General features: G+C 67.2%; 17 protein-coding genes. 13 read left to right on the top strand and 4 right to left on the bottom strand.

Annotated elements, in window-relative coordinates:
* Positions 1–11: 11 nt before the first annotated feature.
* From trpB to HF989_RS09025, 6 genes are all read left to right on the top strand, one after another.
* Positions 12–1,208 (top strand): tryptophan synthase subunit beta, encoded by a 1,197-nt coding sequence (trpB, locus tag HF989_RS09045; protein WP_168685832.1) that lies wholly within the window; start codon positions 12–14, stop codon positions 1,206–1,208.
* The gene (gene trpA / locus HF989_RS09040; protein WP_168685830.1) at positions 1,209–2,024 is read left to right on the top strand and encodes a tryptophan synthase subunit alpha; all 816 of its coding nucleotides are present in this window, start codon (positions 1,209–1,211) and stop codon (positions 2,022–2,024) included.
* Positions 2,021–2,386: a Rieske (2Fe-2S) protein gene (locus HF989_RS10705; protein WP_210729143.1), complete on the top strand. Its 366-nt coding sequence runs from the start codon at positions 2,021–2,023 to the stop codon at positions 2,384–2,386. The genes trpA and HF989_RS10705 overlap by 4 nt, the downstream gene beginning before the upstream one ends.
* Positions 2,387–3,328 carry a bile acid:sodium symporter family protein gene (locus HF989_RS09035; protein ID WP_210729142.1) on the top strand — a complete coding sequence of 314 codons (942 nt, stop codon included), beginning with the start codon at positions 2,387–2,389 and terminating at the stop codon, positions 3,326–3,328.
* 9 nt (positions 3,329–3,337) lie between these two features.
* A complete protein-coding gene (locus HF989_RS09030) occupies positions 3,338–3,643 on the top strand; it encodes a hypothetical protein (RefSeq protein ID WP_168685828.1) in 306 nt (101 codons plus the stop codon).
* Between the two features lie 584 nt (positions 3,644–4,227).
* Complete coding sequence (locus HF989_RS09025; protein ID WP_168685826.1) at positions 4,228–5,490, top strand: HNH endonuclease signature motif containing protein; 1,263 nt, start codon at positions 4,228–4,230, stop codon at positions 5,488–5,490.
* Between the two features lie 7 nt (positions 5,491–5,497).
* Here HF989_RS09025 and HF989_RS09020 read toward each other — a convergent pair whose 3' ends face one another.
* The 4 genes from HF989_RS09020 to HF989_RS09005 are packed head-to-tail and all read right to left on the bottom strand — an operon-like array spanning position 5,498 to position 8,613.
* On the bottom strand, positions 5,498–5,845 hold the full coding sequence (locus tag HF989_RS09020; protein ID WP_168685824.1) for a branched-chain amino acid transporter permease: 348 nt from the start codon (positions 5,843–5,845) through the stop codon (positions 5,498–5,500).
* Positions 5,842–6,501, bottom strand: coding sequence for an AzlC family ABC transporter permease (locus tag HF989_RS09015; protein ID WP_168685878.1), 660 nt, complete (start codon positions 6,499–6,501; stop codon positions 5,842–5,844). The genes HF989_RS09020 and HF989_RS09015 overlap by 4 nt, the downstream gene beginning before the upstream one ends.
* Positions 6,502–6,551: 50 nt before the next feature.
* Positions 6,552–7,160, bottom strand: coding sequence for a YqgE/AlgH family protein (locus tag HF989_RS09010; protein ID WP_168685822.1), 609 nt, complete (start codon positions 7,158–7,160; stop codon positions 6,552–6,554).
* Complete coding sequence (locus HF989_RS09005; protein WP_168685876.1) at positions 7,153–8,613, bottom strand: CCA tRNA nucleotidyltransferase; 1,461 nt, start codon at positions 8,611–8,613, stop codon at positions 7,153–7,155. The genes HF989_RS09010 and HF989_RS09005 overlap by 8 nt, the downstream gene beginning before the upstream one ends.
* Between HF989_RS09005 and HF989_RS09000 the strand changes: the two genes are divergently transcribed.
* The 7 genes from HF989_RS09000 (at position 8,605) to HF989_RS08970 (ending at position 18,335) form a co-directional block, all read left to right on the top strand.
* On the top strand, positions 8,605–9,435 hold the full coding sequence (locus tag HF989_RS09000) for an NUDIX hydrolase (RefSeq protein WP_288865870.1): 831 nt from the start codon (positions 8,605–8,607) through the stop codon (positions 9,433–9,435). The genes HF989_RS09005 and HF989_RS09000 overlap by 9 nt on opposite strands.
* Positions 9,432–11,849 (top strand): DUF6049 family protein, encoded by a 2,418-nt coding sequence (locus HF989_RS08995; protein ID WP_168685818.1) that lies wholly within the window; start codon positions 9,432–9,434, stop codon positions 11,847–11,849. Before HF989_RS09000 ends, HF989_RS08995 begins: the two co-directional genes overlap by 4 nt.
* Positions 11,850–12,109: 260 nt before the next feature.
* On the top strand, positions 12,110–15,136 hold the full coding sequence (locus HF989_RS08990; RefSeq protein WP_246233917.1) for a lipid II flippase MurJ: 3,027 nt from the start codon (positions 12,110–12,112) through the stop codon (positions 15,134–15,136).
* 72 nt (positions 15,137–15,208) lie between these two features.
* Positions 15,209–15,772, top strand: coding sequence for an RNA polymerase sigma factor (locus tag HF989_RS08985; RefSeq protein ID WP_168685814.1), 564 nt, complete (start codon positions 15,209–15,211; stop codon positions 15,770–15,772).
* An 11-nt stretch (positions 15,773–15,783) separates the two neighbouring features.
* Positions 15,784–16,779 (top strand): thioredoxin-disulfide reductase, encoded by a 996-nt coding sequence (gene trxB / locus HF989_RS08980; protein ID WP_168685812.1) that lies wholly within the window; start codon positions 15,784–15,786, stop codon positions 16,777–16,779.
* A gap of 9 nt (positions 16,780–16,788) precedes the next feature.
* The gene (gene trxA, locus HF989_RS08975) at positions 16,789–17,112 is read left to right on the top strand and encodes a thioredoxin (RefSeq protein ID WP_168685810.1); all 324 of its coding nucleotides are present in this window, start codon (positions 16,789–16,791) and stop codon (positions 17,110–17,112) included.
* A 44-nt stretch (positions 17,113–17,156) separates the two neighbouring features.
* On the top strand, positions 17,157–18,335 hold the full coding sequence (locus HF989_RS08970; RefSeq protein WP_168685808.1) for an N-acetylmuramoyl-L-alanine amidase: 1,179 nt from the start codon (positions 17,157–17,159) through the stop codon (positions 18,333–18,335).
* Positions 18,336–18,525: the final 190 nt, after the last annotated feature.

Here is an 18,525-nt window from a genome sequence, read left to right as displayed (position 1 = left end):
AGGACGGACAGATGACACTGTTACCTGCTTACTACGGCGAGTTCGGGGGACAGTTCGTCCCCGAGTCGCTCATCCCGGCGCTGGACCAACTTGAGCGGGCCTTCGTCGACGCGTTCAACGACGAAGCGTTCATGGCCGAATACCGCGCGCTGCTGCGCGACTACCTCGGCCGCCCGACCCCGCTCACCGAGTGTCGCAACCTGCCTCTGGAGGGCAACGCCCGCATCTTCCTCAAACGGGAGGACCTTGTCCACGGTGGCGCGCACAAGACTAACCAGGTGATCGGCCAGGCGCTGCTGGCCAAGCAGATGGGCAAGACCCGCATTATCGCGGAAACGGGCGCGGGCCAGCACGGCACCGCAACCGCGCTCGCGTGCGCGCTGCTGGGTCTCGAGTGCGTGATCTACATGGGCAAGACGGATATGGAGCGCCAGGCGCCGAACGTCTACCGCATGCGCCTCATGGGCGCGGAGGTTGTCGGCGTGGAATCTGGCGCGGGCACGCTCAAGGACGCCGTGAACGAGGCGCTGCGCGACTGGACCGCCACTTTCCACGAGTCCCACTACCTGCTGGGTACCGCGGCCGGCCCGCACCCCTTCCCGAAAATCGTCAAGGAATTCCACCGCGTCATCTCCGCCGAGGCCCGCGCCCAGATCCTTGAGCGCACCGGGAAACTCCCCGACGCCGTCGTCGCCTGCGTGGGCGGCGGGTCCAATGCCATCGGCATGTTCGCGGACTTCATCGACGACGACGGCGTCGAGCTCATCGGCGCTGAGCCCGGGGGAGAGGGCTTCGGCCTGGGCGCCCACGGCGCCGCGATCGCACAGGGCACCACGGGCCTGCTGCACGGCACGTACTCCTACCTCATGTGCGACGCGGACGGCCAGGTGGAGGAGTCCTACTCCATCTCCGCCGGCCTGGACTACCCGGGCGTGGGCCCCGAGCACGCCTACCTGGCCAAATCGGGCCGCGCTAAGTATGTGCCGGTCACTGACGACGAGGCTCTCGACGCATTCCAGGCCCTGTCCCGCCACGAGGGCATCATCCCCGCCTTGGAGTCCTCCCACGCGCTCGCGTACGCCCTCACGCGCGCCGCCGAGCACCCCGCGGACGCAGAACCGCTGCACATCCTTGTCGGCCTCTCCGGCCGCGGCGACAAGGACATCGCCCACGTGCGAGCTTCGCTCGCAGATAGAGAGGAAAAGTAAATGAGCCGCTACGAAAAACTCTTCGCTAGGGGAGAGGGCGCCTTTGTCCCCTTCATCATGCTTTCGGACCCGACCCCGGAGGATGCGGTCGAGATCGTCGCCGCCGTGGTGGAGGCGGGCGCGGACGCCGTGGAGCTCGGTGTGCCGTTCTCCGACCCGGTTGCCGACGGGCCAGCCATCCAGGGGGCGCACGTGCGGGCGTTGGCAGGCGGAGCGACCGTCGATAAGGCGCTTGCGCAGATCCGCACCATCCGCGAGCGCTACCCGGACCTGCCCATCGGCATGCTGATCTACGGCAATGTCGCGCACGCCCGCGGCCTCGAGCGCTTTTACCGCGAGTTCAAGGAGGCAGGCGCAGACAGCGTGCTGCTTCCCGACGTCCCCGTGCGCGAGTCCGCCCCCTTCAGCGCAGCAGCGGGCGCGGCGGGCATCGAGCCGATCTACATCGCCCCGGCGAAGGCCTCAGAGACAACGCTCGAAGCTGTGGCCGCGAACTCCCGCGGATACATCTACGCCATCTCCCGCGACGGCGTGACCGGCGCAGACAAAGAAGCCACGGTGGAGGGGCTCCGTGAGGTCGTCGATAGTGTGCGCAAGTTCGGTGGGCCCCCGGTCCTGCTGGGCTTTGGCATCTCCAAGCCGGAACACGTCCGAGACGCCATCGCTGCGGGCGCTGCGGGCGCCATCACGGGATCCGCGATCACCAACATCATCGCGAAGCATCTCGACGGCAACCGCGTCGCAGACATGGGCGCCCTGAAGGCCGAGCTCACCCAGTACGTCGCGGCCATGAAGGGCGCTACGATCGCATCATGACCTGTTCACGTCGCATGTTCCTGCTCGGCACCGCCACCACAGTCGCCGGTGCGTTCCTGGCCGCCTGTGGTGAGGAAGCCCCCGATGAGATCGCCAAAACCGAGATTCCCGTCGGTTCCGCGGTGATCCTGGATAAGTTCATCATCGCCCAGCCCACCGCCGGGGAGTACGTCGCGTACTCCACCGTCTGCCCGCACCAGCAGAAGAAGATCACGGAGGTCGAGGGCGACACGGTGAAGTGCACGGCGCACGGCTCCGTTTTCAGCATTGTCGACGGCGAGCGCGTCTCCGGCCCCGCGGTCACCGGCATGCGCGAGGTTCCGGTGACCGACAACGGCGATACGGTCGCGGCCGCCGAGTAGATGAAGAAGCTCGACCCGCTTCTCGTCGGCATCGTCGCGGCGGCGGCGCTCGCGTTTCTCCTGCCCGGGCGCGGCGGGTTCGCGGACGGCTTCGCCGTAGCCGTCAAGCTGGCCATCGCGCTGCTGTTCTTCCTCTACGGCGCGCGTCTGTCCACACAGGAGGCGCTGAAGGGCCTGACCAACTGGCGCCTCCACGGCATGATTTTGGCGTTCACGTTCGCGGCGTACCCGCTCATTGGCCTCTTGGCGCGGCCCACAACGGCGTTCCTCTCCGACGAGCTGTACCAGGGCCTTTTGTTCATGTCGCTTGTGCCGTCCACTGTGCAGTCCTCTGTGGCGCTCACTGGCGTGGCGCGGGGCAACGTCTCCGGCGCGGTCGTCGCGGCATCCGTGTCGTCGCTCGTCGGCGTCGTGGCCACCCCGCTGCTGGTGATGTGGCTCATGGGCGCAGGCGACGGCGTACACATTGACGCGTCAGTCTTCACCGACATCGCGCTGCAGCTGCTCCTGCCGTTCGCACTGGGCCAGCTGGCGCACAACTTCGTGCCGCGGGTGGGGGAGCTGGCCAAGTCGAAGGCGACAAAGATCGTCGACCGTGGCTCTATCTGGATGGTGGTCTACTCCGCGTTCTCCAAGGGCGTCGTCTCCGGCGTGTGGTCAAACGTCTCCGGGTGGGAAATTGCCTTCCTCGTCGCGTTCTCCTGCGTGCTGGTTGCCGCGATGCTCTGGCTCACGCGCGTCGTGCCCGAACTGCTGCACTTCTCCCGCGAGGACTGCATTGCCATCCAGATGTGCGGCACCCAGAAGTCTCTCGCCACCGGCCTGCCCATGGCCACGGTCATCTTCGGCAGCGCGTCCCTCGGTGTGCTAATTATCCCGCTGATGATCTACCACATGTCCCAGCTGATCGTCTGCTCCGCCTACGTCTCCCGCCTCGCTTAGGAGTTTCACGTGAAACACTTTGTCCGCATCCAGTACAGCGTGCCGGAGCTCGGTGGCGAGCTTCTCAACATCGCCGAGCTCGAGGAAGTCTCCGCCCACGAGTGCACGATGCTACGCATGATTGAGCTCGACCCCAGCGAAGCTATCACGGGCATCTACGTGGACGGCCGCGTCATCGGCCAGGCCAACCAGCCCATGAGCACCGTGCCGCACCCCCGCACATACGACACCATGGAGGGAATCACTGCAACCCACCTTACCGAGGAGGAGTTCGAGGGCCTCTGGTCCGAGGCCCGGGCCAAGTTCCCGGGCTAACTGCCTATCGACGCCCCTTCGGCCCGCCACATCCCGGCGGGCCTCGTTCGTTGGTGGGATCCAATCATTGGTAGGTCCGGGGTTGTCCGCAATGCGGAGTTGTGGACAAGACCACGATGCATCCCCAGCTGGCACCCGCCACGTCACAACACACCCATCAGGCAAAGGGGCGCTGATCTCGCACCGCCATGACGAATCCCAGAACACATACCGCGACTATTGGATCCAGCAAGAACACACCAAACAGGGCGACCAAAACCCCCAACTTCATACCGAGCCGAAAGCACAAACAGCTACGCCACCACACGAGACTTGACCTTTTTTCGTTGGTGCATATCAATAGTTGGTGGTTTCGGAACTGTCCGCAATGCGGAGTTGCGGAGCGGTCTGAGGGGCGGGCATGGGCGGAGCTGACGTCGATAAGCAATAGCCAATAGTTGGTGGGACCCACTTGTCCGCAATGCGGAGTTGCGGGCAAGTTATAGCTCGGTTTAGAAACCTCATTTTCGCAGGTCAGAGAAATGTCGGATGCAAACTTTATAATTCCCTCATTCGAATCTACTTTCGTCTGACGGGGGACCAGAATGACCACCGCACTCACCGCCGAACCAAATCCAATCGCTGTCGAATTAAGCCAGGAAATCGAGTCCGCACACCGGGCGATATCGCAGAACAAAGCATCGCTGCTGTCCGCGATTCAGACGTTCGACTCGCTCGAACTGGCTAACGAATGCGGAGCCAGAACCACCGCGCAGTTTCTGATCCGGCGCCTGGGCGTGTCGGCTTCCACGGCGCACGAGTACGTCAGCGTCGCGCACCGGTTAGCGCCGTTTACGTACCTGCAAGAGCATTTCTCCACGGGCGGGATCAACTACTCCGTGGTTCGTTTGCTGCTGAAGTATCTCACGCCGGAGAACGAACGCGAGCTGGTGGAGCTGGCCCTGCGCCTGGGCTACCACGAGCTGGAAGTCGCCTTGGCGGGGAAGCAGCCCCAAGACAACGAGGACGGCGAGGACGACCCAGACTATTACTTGCGCCTGCACACCCGGGAGAACGGCGACGTGGCGTTCCACGGCAACCTCAACGCCGCCGACGGCGCGGCATTTATCGCCGCACTCAAGCTGGGGGAGATCGGCTACTGCGACCTGGATACCATCCTCGAGGGACTGGATACCGAGGCCGACGGGGAAGTGGACCTTGCTCGCGAACGTGCGGAGGGGATCGAAGAGACGCTGCCCGCCCGCAAGACTGTCTCCGGCTATGGGCTGCCCGTGGGCAGGATGCTGGTGCAGGCCCTCATGGGCATCGTGCATATGGCCCGCACCCGCCCCAGGAGCACCCTCACCACACCGGGCGCGCACGTGAACATCCTCGCCTCGCCCGACGGCCGCGGATACATGCCGAATAACGCTGGGGCACCGTCGAAGGCGATTGCGAACCTGCTCGCCAACGCGAACGTCCGCCTCTCGACGGTCGATTCCGCCGGCCTCATCCTGAATACTGGCCGGCAAACCCGCCTCGCCACCGCCGCGCAGGTCAACGCGCTCATGGCGATGTGGGGCGGACAGTGCGCTGCACCCGGCTGCACCCACACCCGATTTATCGAGATCCACCACATCGAGGACTGGGCTACCGGCGGGCTGACCGACCTAGCGAACCTGCTGCCGCTGTGCTCGGCGTGTCACTCGCTGGTCACCGAGGGCTACCTGCAGACGCTGAAAGATGACGCCGACATCCACTTCGTGTACCGCGACGGCACCCGCTATGTCTCGGAGAACTACTCCATGCCGCGGCGGCGCGACGGTGCGGTGACGATGGATGAATGCGGAGGGTCGTTCGACGATTAGGCGCGCCCTACAACACCACGTTCACCAGCACCATGTACAACGCGGTGCCCACAAAAATGGAGAGGTCCGCGCGGCGCTTCCACCAGTGCAGTACCAGGGTCGCGCCCAGCGCAAGGAGCGCGGCAATGAGATTCGTAGAGGACGCAGCGTAACCGAGGATGGTGTAGGCGACCAGGACGGTCATCACGCCAGCGGGCATCATCACCGAGAGGAAATCGATAAACGGGCTACTTTTCAAAACGCGTCGCAGTGAAAACGGCAGCGCGCGAAGCAGGACGGTGACGATGCCGACCGGAACGAGCACCGCTGCCACCATCGCGAGGGAGACGCCGTCGGGAAGGCTGTAGTTGCTCATCGCAGCCGCCAGGTGAGCGCCCGGTCGAGGCGGGGTGCCCAGAAGCGCAGCACAAGGACGAGGAAGTAGGACACGAGCGCCACGATGATCACCTGGCTGGGCAGCACTAGTGCAGCACCGAGGGCGAGGCCACCGGCGATCAGGGGAGCGGACAAGTCACGGCTGGCCTGAAACGCCTCGAACGCGAGGACGGCGAAGAGGGCCGTCAGCGCGAAGTCGAAACCCTCCACGCCGGCGGGAATCACCGCACCGGCGAGGGCGCCGACGATGCCCGAGAGGACCCACGCCAGTTGGCACACGGCCGTAATGGTGAGGAGGCGGGCGCCGCTCAGGGGCCCGCGCAGGGTGGAGGTGATGGCGTAGACCTCGTCGGTAAGCGCGTACGTCGCGTATGCGATCGGCACTCCGGGGCGGATTGCGGTGCGCGGGTACGTCAGGCCGTAGAAGAGGTGGCGGAAGTTCACCATGAAGCCGGTGATCGCGGAAGACACGGGCCCGGCTCCGGTGAGCACCATGTCGATGGCCAGGAACTCCATGGAGCCGGCGTAGATGACGGTGGAGAAAATCGGGGTCCACCACCAGGCGAAGCCGGATTGGGTCATGAGCAGCCCGAACGCCAGGCCCAGCGGGATCAGGCCGAGAGCGACCAGCCACATGTCGCGAAGGCCAAGGCGGATTTCGCGGGATGTTTCACGTGAAACGGCCACTAATTGTCCTCGATGTTCGCGGGGAAGGTCGCAAACAACGGCAGTGGCATTGCTTGGCGGCGCATCACGTCGCCCCACAGGTCGGCGCCAGCCGAGGCCACGACGTCCGAAGGGAGGGCGGGCGCGACAAACCAGTCGCCACGGGAAATCTCCTCGTCGAGCTGGCCCGGTGCCCACTCGGCGTAGCCGGCGAAGATGCGGATGCCGTCCACCACAGGCTCGAGATCGGCGGGGGAGGCATTGAGGTCGAGGAGCACGAGGCGGTTGGCAAGACGGTTGAGGTGAGTGGTCGCCGAGATGTCAACGCCCGCCTTGGTTACGCCCAAGCCGACGGCGGACTTCGGACTCACCGGCCCGCCGATGTGCACGGCCTGGGGCTTCGCGGCCAGCTCCTCCCACCCCGGCATGACGTTGGCCACGGCCACCTCACTGCGGCGGTTGAGCGCCACGCCGAGCGTATGGTCCGCGTCGTGCTCCAGCACGAGCACAACGGTGCGGGCGAAGTCTGGGGAGAGCATGCCCGGGGCGGCGATGAGGAGCATGCCGGGTTCCGGGTCGACGCGTTCGAGGGCGTTGAATAAGCGGTCTGCGTAGAAATACTCAGGCATGTTCCTTCTCCCACCATGCTTTCAGCTCGGCGATGGCCTCGTCGCGTGCAAGCTCGCCGCGTTCGAGGCGCAGCTCTTTGAGATACTTCCACGCTTTGCCCACTTCCGGGCCGGGTTCCAGCCCGAGGATCTGCATAATCTCGTTGCCGTCCAAGTCCGGGCGCACGCGCGCGAGGTCCTCCTTGGCGGCGATGTCCGCGATGCGCTCCTCGAGGTGGTCGTAGGTGCGCTGCAGTCGGGCAGCCTTCTTGGCATTGCGGGTGGTGGAGTCCGCGCGGACGAGTTTGTGCAGCTTCGGCAGCAGCTCGCCCGCGTCGGTGACGTAGCGGCGTACGGCGGAGTCGGTCCACTGGCCCTCGCCGAAGCCGTGGAAGCGCATGTGCAGGAACACGAGCTGGCCCACGTCCGAGATCACGTGCTTGGGGTACTTCAATGCCTTCAGGCGTTTGCGGGCCATCTTCGCGCCCACGACCTCGTGGTGGTGGAACGTCACGCCGCCACCCGGTTTGAGCGCGCGCGTCGCGGGTTTGCCGATGTCGTGCATCAAGGCGGCCCAGCGCAGCTTCAGGTCCGGGCCGTCGTCTTCGAGCTCGGTGGCCTGGCGCAGCACGGTCAGGGAGTGGCGGTAGACGTCCTTGTGCTGCATGTGCTCGTCGGTTTCCAGCTGCAGGGCCGGGATCTCCGGGAGGATGAACTCCGCCAGCCCGGTGGAGACGAGCAGGTCGATGCCGTCCCACGGGCGCGCGCCCAGCATCAGCTTGTCCAGCTCCGCCTGCACGCGCTCGGCGGTGATGCGGCTGATTTCCGGGGCCATGTCGCGCATCGCCGCAAACACGCGGTCCGCCACGGTGAAGCCGAGCTGGGAGACGAAGCGGGCGGCGCGGAGCATGCGCAGCGGGTCGTCGCGGAAGGACACCTCGGGCTCCTGCGGGGTGTCCAAGACCTGGCGCGCAAGGTCCGCCAGCCCGTCCACGGGGTCGTGGAAGGTGGGGGAGAGGCGGAGCTCGTCGTCAAGCGAAAGCTCGATGGCCATGGCGTTGCAGGCGAAGTCGCGGCGGATGAGGTCGCCCTCGAGGGTGTCGCCGAACGTGACCTCAGGGTTACGGCTCACGCCGTCGTAGAGGTCGGAGCGGAAAGTGGTCACCTCCACCGTTTCGCCGCGGCGAATAGCGGAGACGGTGCCGAACTCGATGCCGGTGTCCCACACCTTCTCGCCCCACTCGCCCAGGATCTCCTGCACCACGTCGGGCCGCGCGGAGGTGGTGAAGTCCAGGTCGTGCACCCCGCGGCCAAGCATCGCGTCACGCACGGAACCGCCGACCATATATAAGGTCTCGCCGCGGTCCGCGAACAACCGCGCGAGGGGCTCGAGCGAAGCAGCGTGCTTGACGACGACATCCTGTGCCCGCGCCATGAGCGCAGTGGCCGCGAGCGGGTCGGTTGGATCTGGCATATCGAAGAGCTTCTGCGTCACCTGGGACACGATACCCGCCACCCCCGCGCGGGAAGTACCACAACCGGCCGCAAGACCGATACCATGACACGAATGAGTGACAACCAGCGCCCGGGTCAGGGGCCCGCCGACGGCAAGGGGGGCTCCGGCGGCGGCAAGCGCCGTCCGCGGCGCCGGCGCGGGGGCAGGCCGGCCGAGCAGCAGCAGGGAGACAAGCCGAAGCGGAAGCGGAATAACCGGCGGGGGAAGAATTCCCGCGGCGGGCGCAACCAGAACAACCGGCGTAAGTCGCAGTACCAGCAGCGGCACGACAGCTCCATTGAGACTCGGGACGAGACCTCGGCGGGCGGGCTTGTCGTCTCCGGCATGGCGGAGGCGGTGGGCCCGGACGGCAAGGTGGACATGAGCCGGATTTACGTCGCGCTCATCGGCCGCTTGGACCGCCGGGGGCGCTTGCTGTGGTCAATGCCGAAGGGGCACGTGGAAAACGGCGAGCACCAGTGGAAGACGGCTGAGCGCGAGGTGTGGGAGGAAACCGGCATCACGGGCGAGGCCTTCGACACGCTGGGCACGATCGACTACTGGTTTGTCTCGGACGGCGTCCGCATCCACAAAACCGTGCATCACAACCTGCTGCGCTACGTGGACGGCGTCTTCAACGATGAAGACCCCGAGGTGACCGAGGTGGCCTGGGTACCCATGAGCGAGCTGATGGAGCACCTCGCCTACGCGGATGAACGCAAGCTTGCCCGCATCGCGTGCGACCGCATGCCGGACCTGGCCAGGAAGGAAGCTCAAGCCGGAAGGGCGACGCCGCGATGAACCGGATTGCCGCGCTGGCGGCCGTCGTTCTCGCCGCCCCCGCCGTGCCGCTGGCACCGAATAACCCCGAGGTTGCACAGCAGTGGGCCAACCAGTCCATCCGTCCGGGGGAGGGGCAGATCGCGAGCGTCGAGCTCGTCGACGCGCCTCGCTCGCTGTCCGCGCACGATCCGTTTCACGTGAAACTTCGCGTGACCAACCATTCCGAGGACACGCTCGACGGCTTCACGGTCGCACCGCGGCGCGCGTCGGCCGTGGGCAACCTGACCGAGCAGCGCTACGCCGCCATCGCGGACGCGCAGGAATATGGGGTGGTCGGGGACACGCGCGACGTCGATAGGCAACTGCCCCCGGGCGACTCCATGGAGCTCGAGCTTGGCCTCGGCCTCGACCTGCCGGATGTGGGCACGTACCCGATCATGCTGCAGCTTCTCGACGCCTCCGGTGCCCCCCTCGACACGGATCGCTTCCACATCGGCGTGCGCGGCACGCGCGACGGCATCCGCGCCCCGGAGCTGACCGCGCTGTACCCAGTAACCGCCGACACGCACATCCTCCCCGGCGAGACGGGCGAGGCACCGGAGGACCCGCCGCTTGTGCTTTCCAGCGACTCGTTGGCGGGGGAGCTCGCACCCGACGGGCGGCTCACAAAGCTGGTGGACCAGTACATCGAGGCCACCCGCGCGCCCGAGGTCGGCTACGCCACCTGCGTGGCGCTGGACCCGGCGCTCATCGACACCGTGGACCGCATGACGGCGGGGTACACCATCGACGACGAGCGCCCCGCGGTGGTGGAGGAGCCGAAGCGGCTGCGGGACTCCTGGGGAGGAGCAGAAGAGCCCGACGGTGAGCCGGGCGCCGGCGCGCAGGACGCGGCGGTGTGGCTGGACAAGGTGCGCCACATCGCCGCCACCGGCTGCGTGATTTCCCTGCCGTGGGCCAACGCGGACCTCAACGCGGTGGCGCGCACCGGCGACACATGGCTCATGCGCGAGGCTGTGGAGCGCGGCCCATTCGTGCTGCAGCGCGTCCTGGGTACGACCGGCGTGCAAAACACCGTGGTCACGGGGGCAGGCTACGTGGAAGACGGGGCCGCGCCCGCGCTGGGCTGGGCGGACCATTCGCGCTCCACCGTTATGGAAGGCGGCATGCAGGCCGCGTGGGAACGGGCGATGGACGCTGCGGTGCCCAAGGCGCATGCGGGCGCCGTAAGCTCCCTCGAGCGAGACGACTTGGCGGATCTGGCCGGGTCCGCCGCGCCAGTGCCCGAGCAACCGGTACAGGTGCTCACCGCCGCGCGCGGCAGGGACATCGGGTGGATCGCGCCAGGGGTCATGGACGTCGGCTACCAGCAATCCCTGGCCTCCATCCTGGCCGCCACGGGAACGGACCCGGAGACGACTGGGTTTTCCGAGCCCAACCTGCGCTACGACTACACCCTGGACTCCAAACTGGCCCGCGACGTCAGCGCCGCCGCCGCGGTGCGCCTATCCGCCCAATCCGCGTGGGTTCCCGACGACGCCGAGGAGGCACCCGAGCCAGTGCTGGTGGCCCCGCCGGCCGACTGGGACGCGGAGACCGCCGCGGCTGTGTTGGGCACCGTCGCTGAACTGGTCAGCGGCGGTACGGCCACGCCGATGGCGTTCGGCACGTACCTGGCCGCCCCGCCAGAGGTGGAGCCGGCCGGGGCGCCGGCAGAGCACACCGACCCCACTGCGTACACGGACGCCGAGGTGCTGCAGGTGACGCAGCAGGCCGGCTTTATCAACGACCTCACCGCACTAATGGTGCCGGACCCCGCGATTGCCCTGACCCGCTACGGGTTCACGCTGCCGCTGCGCCGGGACCTTTTGGAGGCGCTGACCATCGACGGCCGGCGCGCGCAGTCGCGCTACAACGCCGCCGTGGAGGCCACCAGCGAACGCCTCGGCGCCACACGCGCGGTGTTGAACGACCTGCGGGCGTCCGTCGACCTCATCCCGCCTGGCAACGTGTACACCCGCACATCGCCGTCCAGCCCCCTGCTCATCGTGGCCCAGAACGGGCTGCCACTGCCGGTGGAGACCGCCATCGGCGTCTCGGGCCCGGATGACGCCCAGCTGAACACGCCCAGCGTGCTGCGCATCCCAGCGCGCGGGTCCGTGACGGTGCAGATGACGGCCGACCTGCCGGACAGTACCCGGGAAACCGACCTCAAGCTGTACTTGACCAGCCCGAATGGCCAGCCCATCTCTCGGCCCGTGGACATCACCGTGCGCACCACCCGTTTCACGGTGAACGGCTGGATTGCGGCCGGAGTGCTCGGCGTCGCGGGCCTGGGGGTTCTGCTTGTGGTGCGCGGCGCGCGCGGCAGTCCGCCCTCCGAGCGTGAACGCAAGCCAGACAGCACACCACATGATCGGAGAACCACGTGACAGAACAGGGAGTGGGGCAGGGAGTGAAGCAAGGACTGCGTCGGCGCATCGTCACCCCCGCGCCGCCCGCCCCAGTGCCGGCGCCGCGGGAGCCGAAGCCCACCCGGGACACGGCTGACAGCGGCGCGCCGGACAAGTCGCTGCTTACCACCAGCCCCAAGGGCGAGACCATCGCCCCGCCGCAAACGGCGGACTCGGTGGCAGTGGGCGAGCCGCAGGCAGCCGACGGCGGGGAGAAGGTCGTCCGAGCCACCGGCTCCATGGCCATCGCCACCCTGATCTCGCGCGTCACCGGCTTCATCCGCACCGTGCTCATCGGCGCGGCGCTGGGCGAGGTTGTGGCGGCGTCCTTCAACACCGCGAACACGCTGCCCAACCTGATCACGGAGATCGTCCTCGGCTCGGTGCTCACCGCGCTCGTCGTGCCGGTGCTCGTGCGCGCGGAGAAGGAGGACGCCGACCACGGCGCGGCCTTCATCCGCCGCCTGTTCACCCTCACGCTCACGCTGATGACCGTGGTCACCCTCGTAGCTGTAACCACCGCCCCGTTGCTGACCAGGATGATGATGGACGAGGACTCCAAGGGCAACCTCGTCCAAACCACCTCGTTTGCCTACCTGGTGCTGCCACAGATCTTCTTCTACGGCATGTTCTCACTGTTCATGGCCATCCTGAACACGAAAGAGCACTTCCGCCCGGGCGCCTGGGCGCCGGTGGCCAACAATGTCGTGTCCATCGCGGTGCTCGTGGCGTACATGGCGTTGCCGGGACAGTTGAATCCCGCAGCGCCGACGTCGATAAGCAACCCGCACGTCCTGTTGCTCGGCCTGGGCACCACGGCAGGTGTTGTGGTGCAGTGCCTGATCATGCTGCCCGCGCTGCGCAAGCTGGGCATCGACCTGCGGCCGCTGTGGGGCATCGACGAGCGCCTGAAGCAGTTCGGCGGCATGGCGCTGGCGATTGTCACGTACGTGGCCATCAGCCAGCTCGGCTACATCATCACCACCCGCATCGCCTTCAACGCGGACGCCGCGGCCCAGTTCATCTACCAGCAGCACTGGATGTTGCTGCAGATGCCGTACGGCATTATCGGCGTCACGCTGCTCACCGCGATCATGCCGCGCATGTCCCGCAACGCCGCGGACGGCGACGACGAAGCCGTGGTGGCGGACCTGACCATGGGCACGAAGCTGACGTTTATCGCGCTGATCCCCATCATCATCTTCATGACGGCCCTGGGCCCCGATATCGCACGCGCGCTGTTCGCCTACGGTTCCTTCAGCCCGGAGGCCGCGAACACCCTGGGCCTGACCATCTCCGCGTCCTCGTTCACGCTGATCCCGTACGCGCTCGTGATGCTGCACCTGCGCGTGTTCTACGCGCGTGAGGAGGCGTGGACACCCACCTTCATCATCGCCGGCATCACCGGCACGAAGGTGCTGCTGTCCGCACTGGCGCCGCACATCGCGCGGGAGCCGAGCCACGTGGTGGTGCTGCTCGGCGCGGCCAACGGTTTCGGCTTCGTCGCCGGTGCGCTCATCGGCGCGCTGCTGCTGCGACGCAAGCTGGGCACGCTCCGGGCGCGCGACGTGCTGCGAACCTCCGCGTGGGCGGCCGGCGCGGCAGTGGTGGGCGTGGCCGTGGTGTTCGGAATCCGCTGGCTGGTCCGCGATGTGGCGGGGTTGCACTTGCCGCAGGCGCTCGGCCGGCTCATCGGCGCCCCGAGCCTGGGCAACCTCATCGAGGTCGCGCTGCTGGGCATCCTTTTCCTTGTGGTGACCGGCCTGGTGCTGTCGCGCTCGAAGCTGCCCGAGGTGCAGAACCTGGGCCGTGCCCTGCAGCGCATCCCGGGCATGAGCCGCTTCATCCGCCCGGACGAGGACCGCGCGTTGGAGGTGGGCGAAGTGGACCTGCGCGACGTATCCAACCAGTTCCTCGCCTCCGACACGTTCAACGCCTCCCCGGTGCCGCCGCCGATGTCCGCCGGCGTGGTCCGCGGGCCACGCCTCGTGCCCGGTGCGGGGGTCTCCGACGGTCGCTTCCGCCTCATCCGCGACCACGGCGCGGCCACCGGCGCCCGCTTCTGGCAAGCGCGCGAGGTGGCTACCGGCAGGGACGTCGCGCTGACGTTCGTGGACACTACGGGTTCCGCGCCCATGGCCCCCGCGACCCCGCGCGAGGCGGCGCTTGAGGCGGCCGGCGTCGCCCGGCGCACCCGCAAGCTGGCCAAGCTGGGTCTGCCGGCGGTGGCCGAGAACATCGAGATCTTGTCCTACCGCTCCGGCGCGCTTGTGGTGGCTGACTGGGTGGAGGGGTCCTCGGTGAAAGCCGTGGCGGAATCGGGGCAGACGCTGCACACCGAGGCCGTGGCCAACGCGCTCGCACCCCTGGCCGGCGCGATGGCCGCCGCGCACGAGGCGGACGTGCCGCTGGGCCTGGCAAACCGCCAGCAGCTGCGCATCGACACCGAGGGCCACGTCCGCCTCGCCTTCCCGGCCGTGCTCCCGGACGCCTCCCCGGCGACGGACGCGGATTCCTTCGCCTCCGCACTGGCGCTGTTGACCAGCAACGTCAGCTCCGACGACCTGGACGACGTCACGGCGCGCACCCGCGCCCTCGTGGACGCGGACGCGGTGGACCAGGCGGCGTTCCGCGACATCGAGAAGGCGCTGCGCGAGGCGGCGAACCTGCCGGTGCCCAACGCCGACGCGCCGACGGACGAGATCCCCGTCGTGGAGATTGTGGAGCCCGTCGAGCCTGTTACGGAGCACGTGGAGGACCCGGACGCGCTGCGCGGCGGTTTCGGCGGCCAGCGCCTGAGCCCGGTGCTGGTGGGCCTGCTCACCTTCGCGGCCGTCATCGCCGCGGTGCTGGTGGGCCTGCTCACCACCTACCTGGTGGATTACGTCTCGGGCGAGGATGTGGTGGACCGGCCCTCCGCCGCCCCCACCACGACGGTGGATGAACGGTTGCCGGTGGTCATCGCCCCGCTGCGCCAAGAGGTGTTGGACGACGGCTCCATCGAGATCACCCCGGAGGACGGTTCCGCCTTCTCGCTGGAGCAGGTGCTTATCGACGCCTCCGGTTCCGCCCCCTACACGCTTTACGGCGTCCCCGTGGAGCAGGAAGCGGCGCAGCCGCCCGTGCTCGCGGAGGGCACGCTGCGCTCCGGGCAGGTCTCCGCCGACGTGGAGACCAGCGAACCCATGTTGCGCGTGGTGCTGCAGGTAGACGGGGAGGCAGAAGTGAACGATGTGTCCCTCGTCGGCCGCGTGCGTGTCTACTGAAATGCGCAGCCCGGCCCTAGCCAGGGGGCTTTGGCCGGGCCATAGTGGGGGAGACAACTTTTCGGGGGGACCATGGACTACAGAAACGACCGGCAGCTGGTGGCTGACTACGTAGGCGGGGACCGGCACGCCTTCAAGATCATCGTGCGGCGCCACCGCCAGCGCATGCACCTGGTGGCCCGCAGCTACGCGCGCAACGAGCATGATGCCCAGGACATCGTCCAGGACGCCCTGTTCAAGGCGGCGCGCAGCCTGCACACCTACCGCGGGGACGCGAAGCTTTCCACCTGGCTGCACCGCATGACCATCAACGCGGCGATAGACCACCAGCGCAAGGACGACCGCGCAGGCGCTAAGTACAGCCTGGACGACGACGCAGCAGTGGACATCGACGCAAACAAGTACCTCGCCTACAACCCCATGGAGAGCATGGAGCGCACCATGGCGATGCGCCAGGCGCTTGCGGTCCTGCCCACGGCGCAGCGCAAGGCGCTGTGGCTTATCGACGTCGCGGGGATGAGCGTGGGCGACGCCGCAGCGGAACTCGGGGTGCGGCCGGGCACCGTAAAGTCGCGCCGCTACCGGGCCCGCGAGGCCGTCGCTGCGGCAATAGGGGAGGGCGCTCCGGCGCGCTAAGATCTGCAACCATGACTTCCCCCGGCTTCAACTTTGTCACCCCTAAGACCGAAGCGGCGGCCGCACCTGCCGCCGCCGGCACCGACAAGGTCCACGACCTCATCATCGTCGGTTCCGGCCCCTCCGGATACACCGCCGCCCTGTATGCCGCCCGTGCCGAGCTCAAGCCCCTCGTGTTTGAGGGCTACGAGTACGGCGGCGAGCTGATGAACACCACGGAGGTGGAGAACTTCCCCGGTTTCGAGGACGGCATCATGGGCCCGGACCTCATGGCCAACATGCGAGCCCAGGCCGAGAAGTTCGGCGCGGACCTGCGCCAGGAGCTGGTGGACAGCGTCGACTTCTCCGGCGACGTGAAGAAGGTATACGTGGACGGCGCGGAATTCCGCGCCAAGGCCGTCATCCTGGCCACCGGCGCCGCACCCCGCCACCTGGGTATCCCCGGCGAGGCGGAACTCACCGGACGCGGCGTATCCACCTGCGCGACCTGCGACGGCTTCTTCTTCAAGGACCAGCACATCGCTGTCGTCGGCGGCGGCGATTCCGCGATGGAGGAGGCCACCTTCCTCACCAAGTACGGCTCCAAGGTGACCCTGATTCACCGCTCCGAGAACTTCCGCGCCTCCCGCATCATGCTTGAGCGCGCGCGAGAGAACGAGAAGATCGAGTTCCTCACCAACACCATCGTCGAGTCCGTGGCGGAGGCCGACGGCAAGGTCGGCGGCCTGAACATCCTCAACGTGGCCACCGGCGAAAAGTCGGTACTCGATGCCACCGCGCTGTTTGTCGCCATCGGCCACGACCCGCGCTCCGGGTTCCTGGACGGTCAGGTCGCCGTGGACGAGCAGGGGTACGTGGAGGTGGCGGAGCCGTCGACAAGCACCAGCGTTGCTGGCGTCTTCGCCTGCGGCGACTTGGTGGACAAGACCTACCAGCAGGCCATCACCGCCGCCGGCGCCGGGTGCCGGGCAGCGCTGGACGCGCAGCACTACCTCGCGGCGCTGTAGACTGTCCGCATGAGCGCACCAGTTGATGTGACCCAGGCAACCTTTAAAGACGAGGTCATCGAGGCGGACACCCCGGTGCTCGTGGACTTTTGGGCGGAGTGGTGCGGTCCCTGCCGCAAGCTGTCCCCGCTGCTGGACGAGGTCGCCCAGGACATGGACGGCCAGGTGAAGGTGGCGAAGGTCAACGTGGACAACGAGCGCGCGCTCGGCGCCATGTTCCAGGTCATGTCCATCCCCACCGTCCTCCTGTTCAAGGACGGCAAGAAGGTCGACGAGTTTGTCGGCCTTCGCCCGAAGTCTGAAATCGTCTCGAAGATCCAGGCGCAGCTTTAACAGCGCGTATACTGCTTCTGTCCATCTGAACCAGAAAGGCCCGCATGCGAGAGATGTTGCACGTTGGCGACTCCAGCACCCGAGTTGCCGAGGTCCGGATGTCCCTTGCACGCCTGGGACTCCTCGACGGCTACGAGGGCGACATCGACACCACCCGCCGCTTCTCTGAGAGCGAGATGCTTTTCGACGACATCCTGTGCGAAGCCGTCAAAGCCTTCCAGCAGTCGCGCGGGATCATGCCCACCGGCACCATCGATGACTCGACGCTGCGGGAACTACGCGAGGCGTCCTACACCCTCGGCGCCCGCGTGCTGAGCTACCAGCCGGGCCAGGAGATGGTCGGCGACGACGTTGCCCAGCTGCAGTCCCAGCTGCACGAGCTGGGGTTCTACCCGCACCGGGTGGACGGCCGTTTCGGGCCGTACACCTACGAGGCGCTGATGAACTACCAGCTCAACTCCGGCCTCGACGACGACGGCACATGCGGGCCCGACACCCTGCACGCCCTTTCCCTGCTGGGCCGCCGCATCACCGGCGGGTCCGCGCAGGCCATCCGCGAGCGCGAATCCGTGCGCCAGGCGGGCCCGAACCTCGCCGGGAAGCGTGTGGTGATCGACCCTGACCTCGGCGGCAGCGACCGCGGCATGGTGGTGGACGGCCCCTACGGCCAGATCACCGAGGAGGAGATCCTCTGGGATCTGGCGCAGCGCATCGAGGGCCGCATGGTTGCCGCTGGCATGGAGACGATTATCTCCCGGCCCCGCGGGGACAACCCCTCCAACAAGGAGCGCGCCGACCTCGCCAACGGTTTCAAGGCCGACCTGCTCATCTCCCTGCGCCTGGATTCCTACCCCAACGAGAAGGCCAACGGCGCAGCCACGTTCTACTTCGGCTCTGAGCATGGCAGTTCCTCGCTGACTGGGGAAACCCTTTCCGGCTACATCCAGCGCGAGATCGCCGCCCGCACTCAGTTGCAGAACTGCCATAACCACGCCCGCACCTGGGAAATGCTGCGCATGACCAGGATGCCGTCTGTGGAGCTGGTGGCGGGATACCTGACCAACCCGGGCGACTTGGCCGTGCTGACCGACCCCCACGAGCGCGACGCGATCGCCGAGGCCGTGGTGGTCGCCGTGAAGCGCCTCTACCTGCTCGACCACGACACCCGCCCCACCGGCACCTACTCCTTCAAGGAGCTGCTGCGCGAAGAGGAGCACGCCTAGAGCGACGGGCAAATTCGTTCACCCACCTCGGTGTCGACAGTGAATAAATCCCTGCGTCACCCCTAGTGCCAAGGTGGTTGTGAACGACGAACCGTAGGAGGTTTTGTTCATGACCGATTCGCAGTTGCCTCAGTTGGTGCCGTCGGTGTTGACGTCGGCTCCGGCTGTTGAGGTCCCGGTGGTTGCCCGG

Source organism: Corynebacterium mucifaciens (genome assembly GCF_012396315.1).
GTDB classification, from domain to species: domain Bacteria; phylum Actinomycetota; class Actinomycetes; order Mycobacteriales; family Mycobacteriaceae; genus Corynebacterium; species Corynebacterium mucifaciens.
The sequence above is the reverse complement of the archived record's forward strand: the minus strand, read 5'-3'. Positions and strand labels throughout refer to the sequence as shown.

Excerpts from the sequence above, each read along its gene's own strand:
- trpB (WP_168685832.1), top strand. The coding sequence starts at position 12 with ATGACACTGTTACCTGCTTACTACGGCGAGTTCGGGGGACAGTTCGTC.
- trpA (WP_168685830.1), top strand. The coding sequence starts at position 1,209 with ATGAGCCGCTACGAAAAACTCTTCGCTAGGGGAGAGGGCGCCTTTGTC.
- HF989_RS10705 (WP_210729143.1), top strand. The coding sequence starts at position 2,021 with ATGACCTGTTCACGTCGCATGTTCCTGCTCGGCACCGCCACCACAGTC.
- HF989_RS09035 (WP_210729142.1), top strand. The coding sequence starts at position 2,387 with ATGAAGAAGCTCGACCCGCTTCTCGTCGGCATCGTCGCGGCGGCGGCG.
- HF989_RS09025 (WP_168685826.1), top strand. The coding sequence starts at position 4,228 with ATGACCACCGCACTCACCGCCGAACCAAATCCAATCGCTGTCGAATTA.
- HF989_RS09020 (WP_168685824.1), bottom strand. The coding sequence starts at position 5,845 with ATGAGCAACTACAGCCTTCCCGACGGCGTCTCCCTCGCGATGGTGGCA.
- HF989_RS09015 (WP_168685878.1), bottom strand. The coding sequence starts at position 6,501 with ATGTGGCTGGTCGCTCTCGGCCTGATCCCGCTGGGCCTGGCGTTCGGG.
- HF989_RS09010 (WP_168685822.1), bottom strand. The coding sequence starts at position 7,160 with ATGCCTGAGTATTTCTACGCAGACCGCTTATTCAACGCCCTCGAACGC.
- HF989_RS09005 (WP_168685876.1), bottom strand. The coding sequence starts at position 8,613 with ATGCCAGATCCAACCGACCCGCTCGCGGCCACTGCGCTCATGGCGCGG.
- HF989_RS08995 (WP_168685818.1), top strand. The coding sequence starts at position 9,432 with ATGAACCGGATTGCCGCGCTGGCGGCCGTCGTTCTCGCCGCCCCCGCC.
- HF989_RS08990 (WP_246233917.1), top strand. The coding sequence starts at position 12,110 with ATGGCCATCGCCACCCTGATCTCGCGCGTCACCGGCTTCATCCGCACC.
- HF989_RS08985 (WP_168685814.1), top strand. The coding sequence starts at position 15,209 with ATGGACTACAGAAACGACCGGCAGCTGGTGGCTGACTACGTAGGCGGG.
- trxB (WP_168685812.1), top strand. The coding sequence starts at position 15,784 with ATGACTTCCCCCGGCTTCAACTTTGTCACCCCTAAGACCGAAGCGGCG.
- trxA (WP_168685810.1), top strand. The coding sequence starts at position 16,789 with ATGAGCGCACCAGTTGATGTGACCCAGGCAACCTTTAAAGACGAGGTC.
- HF989_RS08970 (WP_168685808.1), top strand. The coding sequence starts at position 17,157 with ATGCGAGAGATGTTGCACGTTGGCGACTCCAGCACCCGAGTTGCCGAG.